1 protein-coding gene, 1 pseudogene and 1 riboswitch are annotated in these 4,720 nt (G+C 73.3%); of the genes and pseudogenes, one reads left to right on the forward strand and one right to left on the reverse strand.

The features are described 5' to 3' along the window. Window positions 1-490: pseudogene (locus ACTUAL_RS06805) on the reverse strand (hypothetical protein); the annotation flags it as partial. A 9-nt stretch (window positions 491-499) separates the two neighbouring features. Continuing rightward, a riboswitch (cobalamin riboswitch) is annotated at window positions 500-631 on the forward strand. Window positions 632-666: 35 nt separating this feature from the next. Between ACTUAL_RS06805 and cobN the strand changes: the two are divergent. Beyond that, window positions 667-4,248 carry a cobaltochelatase subunit CobN gene (gene cobN, locus ACTUAL_RS06810; RefSeq protein WP_440899654.1) on the forward strand — a complete coding sequence of 1,194 codons (3,582 nt, stop codon included), beginning with the start codon at window positions 667-669 and terminating at the stop codon, window positions 4,246-4,248. Window positions 4,249-4,720 lie beyond the last annotated feature (472 nt).

A 4,720-nucleotide genomic window follows, 5' to 3' on the forward strand; every position in this document is an offset into this window, starting at 1 on the left:
ACACCCGCACGCCGGAGTCCTGCCCGGCCAGCAGCAGCACGTCACCGGCCTCACCGATGTCGCAGCCCAGGCCCGACTCCGAGTGGCCGACGGTGAGCAGGAACCGACCGGGCAGGGCGCCCAGCGCGGGCACCGACCGAAGCGCCAGGTCCAGCTCGTCGCACAACGCCTGCGAACCGGGGTCCAGCGGGTCGCCGATGATGTTGCGCATCCGCTCGTGGGTGCGGGTCGGCAGCAGCCCGGCCACCGACAGCCGCCTGCCCAGCTCCAGCTCCGCACCCTCGGCCAGGCCCCTGACCTGGAGGTTCGACCGCGAGGTCAGCTCTATCCAGCCGTCGCCCAGCTCCAGCGCGGCCAGGCGGAGGACGTCGAACCGCTCGGCGTCGATCGTGCCACCGGGCACGCGGACGCGGGCGAGCCCGCCGTCCGAGGCCTGGAACACGTCGACGGCGCCGGGGCAGGCGTCAGGGCGATCGCGGTCTGGGGACATGGACTGGATGCTAACTCCGATTAGTGTGAGGCCTGAACGGCGAAGCAACAGGAGGAAGCCGGTGCGAAACCGGCGCGGTCCCGCCACTGTGACCTGGGGAAACCCGGGGAGTCAGGAACTCCGCACGCCGTCCCCTACGACTTGGGGCGAGGACCCCCGAGGGATGGAGCCCGCACGTGATCCTGCTGCTGTCGACCTCCGACACGGACCTGCTGTCCGCACGAGCCAGCGGAGCCGACTACCGGCTCGGCAACCCGGCCAGGCTCGGCGTCGACGACCTGCCCGAACTCGTCGAGGGCGCCGACCTGGTGGTGGTGCGCATCCTGGGCGGCAGGCGCATCTGGGAGGAGGGCCTGGACCACCTCCTCGCGGGTCCGCGACCGGTCGTCGTGCTGGGCGGTGAGCAGAACCCGGACGCCGAGCTGATGGAGCTGTCCACCGCGCCCGGCGGGGTGTGTGCGGAAGCGCACACTTATCTGGCCCACGGCGGCGCCGCGAACCTCGCGCAGCTGCACGCGTTCCTGTCCGACACGGTCCTGCTGACCGGCGTCGGCTTCGAGCCGCCCGTGGCCGCGCCCAACTGGGGCCTGCTGGAGCGCCCCGAGCCGACCGGCGACCCGGACGGGGGCGTGCGGCCCACCGTCGCGGTGCTCTACTACCGCGCCCACCACGTGGCCGGGAACACCGCGTTCGTGCACTCGCTGTGCGACGCGGTCGAGGCCAAGGGCGGCCGGGCGCTGCCGATCTTCTGCTCCTCGCTGCGCACCGCCGAGCCCGAGCTGCTCGCCGAGCTGCGCAAGGCCGACGCGCTCGTCGTGACCGTGCTCGCCGCAGGCGGCACCAAGCCCGCCACGGCCTCCGCCGGTGGCGACGACGACGCGTGGGACGTGGGCGCGCTCGCCGAGCTGGACGTGCCGATCCTGCAGGGCCTGTGCCTGACCAGCAGCCGCGCCGACTGGGACGACAACGACGACGGCCTCTCGCCGCTCGACACCGCCACCCAGGTCGCGATCCCCGAGTTCGACGGCCGCATCATCACCGTCCCGTTCTCCTTCAAGGAGATCGACGAGGACGGCCTGACCGTCTACGTCGCCGACCCCGAGCGCGCGCTGCGCGTCGCGGGCATCGCGGTGCGGCACGGCAGGCTCCGGCACACCCCGCCCGCCGACCGCAAGGTCGTGCTCATGCTGTCGGCCTACCCGACCAAGCACTCCCGCATCGGCAACGCGGTCGGCCTGGACACCCCGGCCAGCGCGGTCCGGCTGCTCGCCGCGCTGCGCGAGCAGGGCTACGACCTGGGCGAGGGCTTCCCCGGCCTGGACGACCTCAACGGCGACGCGCTCATCCACGCCCTGATCGCCGCCGGTGGCCAGGACCCGGACTGGCTCACCGAGGAGCAGCTGCAGGGCAACCCGGTGCGGCTGCCCGCCGCCCGCTACCGCGAGTGGTACCAGACCCTGCCCGAGGACGCCCGCGAGGACATGGAGCGGCACTGGGGCCCCGCGCCCGGCGAGCTGTTCGTGGACCGCTCCCGCGACCGCGACGGCGAGATCGTGCTGGCCGCCCTGCGCTCGGGCAACGTCGTGGTCATGGTCCAGCCGCCGCGCGGGTTCGGCGAGAACCCGATCGCGATCTACCACGACCCGGACCTGCCGCCCAGCCACCACTACCTGGGCGCGTACCGCTGGCTGGAGGCCGAGTTCGGCGCCGACGCGGTCGTGCACGTCGGCAAGCACGGCAACCTGGAGTGGCTGCCCGGCAAGACCGTCGGCCTGTCGGCGGGCTGCGGCCCGGACGCGGCGCTCGGCGACCTGCCGCTGATCTACCCGTTCCTGGTCAACGACCCCGGCGAGGGCACCCAGGCCAAGCGCCGCGCCCACGCCACCCTGGTCGACCACCTGGTGCCGCCCATGGCCCGCTCGGACAGCTACGGCGACATCGCGCGCCTGGAGCAGCTGCTGGACGAGCACGGCAACATCGCCGCGATGGACCCGGCGAAGCTGCCCGCCATCCGCGCCCAGATCTGGACCCTCATCCAGGCCGCGAAGCTCGACCACGACCTCGGCCTGACCGACCGGCCGCACGACGCCGAGTTCGACGAGCTGATCCTGCACGTCGACGGCTGGCTGTGCGAGATCAAGGACGTGCAGATCCGCGACGGCCTGCACGTGCTGGGCGAGCCGCCGGTCGGCGCGGCGCGGGTCAACCTGGTGCTGGCGATCCTGCAGGCCCCGCAGGTGTGGGCCGGGCAGGTCGCCGCGCTGCCGGGCCTGCGCGACGCGCTGGGCCTCAAGCAGGGCGCCGACCGCCTCGACACGGACGCCGCCGAGCAGCGGGCCCGCGAGCTGGTGCAGGCCATGGAGGACGCCGACTGGGCGCCCGAGCACGCCGCGACGCTCACGGACGACCGGGACGTGGTGGGCCTCCTGGAGTTCGGCGCCCGCGAGGTCGTGCCCAGGCTCGCCAGGACGACGGACGAGATGACGCACGTGCTGCACGCGCTGAACGGCGGTTACGTGCCCGCAGGCCCGAGCGGTTCGCCGCTGCGGGGCCTGGTGAACGTGCTGCCGACCGGCCGGAACTTCTACTCGGTCGACCCGAAGGCCGTGCCGTCGAGGCTGGCGTGGGAGACCGGGCAGGCCATGGCCGACTCGCTGCTGGAGCGCTACCGCTCCGAGACGGGGGAGTGGCCGCCGTCGGTGGGCCTGTCGGTGTGGGGCACCTCCGCCATGCGCACCTCCGGCGACGACATCGCCGAGGTGCTGGCGCTGCTGGGCGTGCGCCCGGTGTGGGACGAGCAGTCCCGCCGGGTGACCGGCCTGGAGGTCGTGGACCTGGCGGAGCTGGGCAGGCCGCGGATCGACGTGACCGTGCGCATCAGCGGCTTCTTCCGCGACGCGTTCCCGCACGTGGTGGCGCTGCTGGACGACGCGGTGCGGCTGGTGGCCGAGCTGGACGAGCCGGACTCGGACAACTTCGTGCGCGCCCACGTGCGCGCGGCGCTGGACGAGCACGGCGACGACCGGCGGGCCACGATGCGCATCTTCGGCTCCAAGCCGGGCGCGTACGGGGCGGGGCTGCTGCCGCTGATCGACAGCCGGAACTGGCGCGACGACGCCGACCTCGCCGAGGTGTACGCGGTGTGGGGCGGGTACGCCTACGGGCGCGGGCTCGACGGCGTGCAGGCCAGGCCGGACATGGAGACCGCGTACAAGCGGATCGCGGTGGCGGCGAAGAACATCGACACCCGCGAGCACGACGTCATCGACTCGGACGACTACTTCCAGTACCACGGCGGCATGGTGGCCACGGTGCGGGCGCTGACGGGGAAGGCCCCGAAGGCGTACGTGGGCGACAGCACCAGGCCCGACGCGGTGCGCACGCGGACCCTGCACGAGGAGACGAACCGGATCTTCCGGGCGCGCGTGGTGAACCCCCGGTGGCTGGCGGCGATGCGCAGGCACGGGTACAAGGGCGCGTTCGAGCTGGCGGCGACGGTGGACTACCTGTTCGGGTACGACGCCACGACCGGGGTGGTCGCGGACTGGATGTACGAGAAGCTCGCCGAGGCGTACGTGTTCGACGAGGAGAACCAGCGGTTCCTCAACGAGAGCAACCCGTGGGCGCTGCACGGCATCACCGAGCGGCTACTGGAGGCGGCGGACCGGGGGCTGTGGGAGCACCCGGAGCAGGCGACGCTGGACGCGTTGCGGGCGGTGTACCTGAACACCGAGGGCGACTTGGAGGACCGGCGCTGAGGTGGGGGCGCTGGGAGGCTGGGGCGCTGAGGTGGGGACACTGAGGCTGGGGCGCTGAGGCGACCTGTGTGAAGGGGTGGCGGGCCACGAGCTCGCCACCCCTTTCGCGTGGTGGTGGGGAAAGCGGGTTCCACGCTTGGCAAGCGCTTTCCGGGCTGTGGGGTGATGCTGCGGTCGCTGTGTCGACATGTCGCTGTGCGTCAAGTGATCCACTCGCTCGCCCGGCTTCGAGCGGACCGGGGTAAGCGCTTTCCACAGCAGCGCCCGTCGGGTGCGAGCCGCTGCCGGGGAAACCGCCCGCCCCCGCCTTCTCCCTCGCACGGCGCCCCCGCCCGGTTTCTGCCCTTCACGCCATCGCCGTCCCCGCCCCCGCTCTCGCCCCCTCGCTCTCGCCCCGCCCCGTCGCTCCCCCAGCCCGCCCCGTTGCTCCCGCGCCCCGTCGCTCCCCCCGCCCGCCCCGTTGCTCCCGCGC

The organism is Actinosynnema sp., from assembly GCF_052038725.1.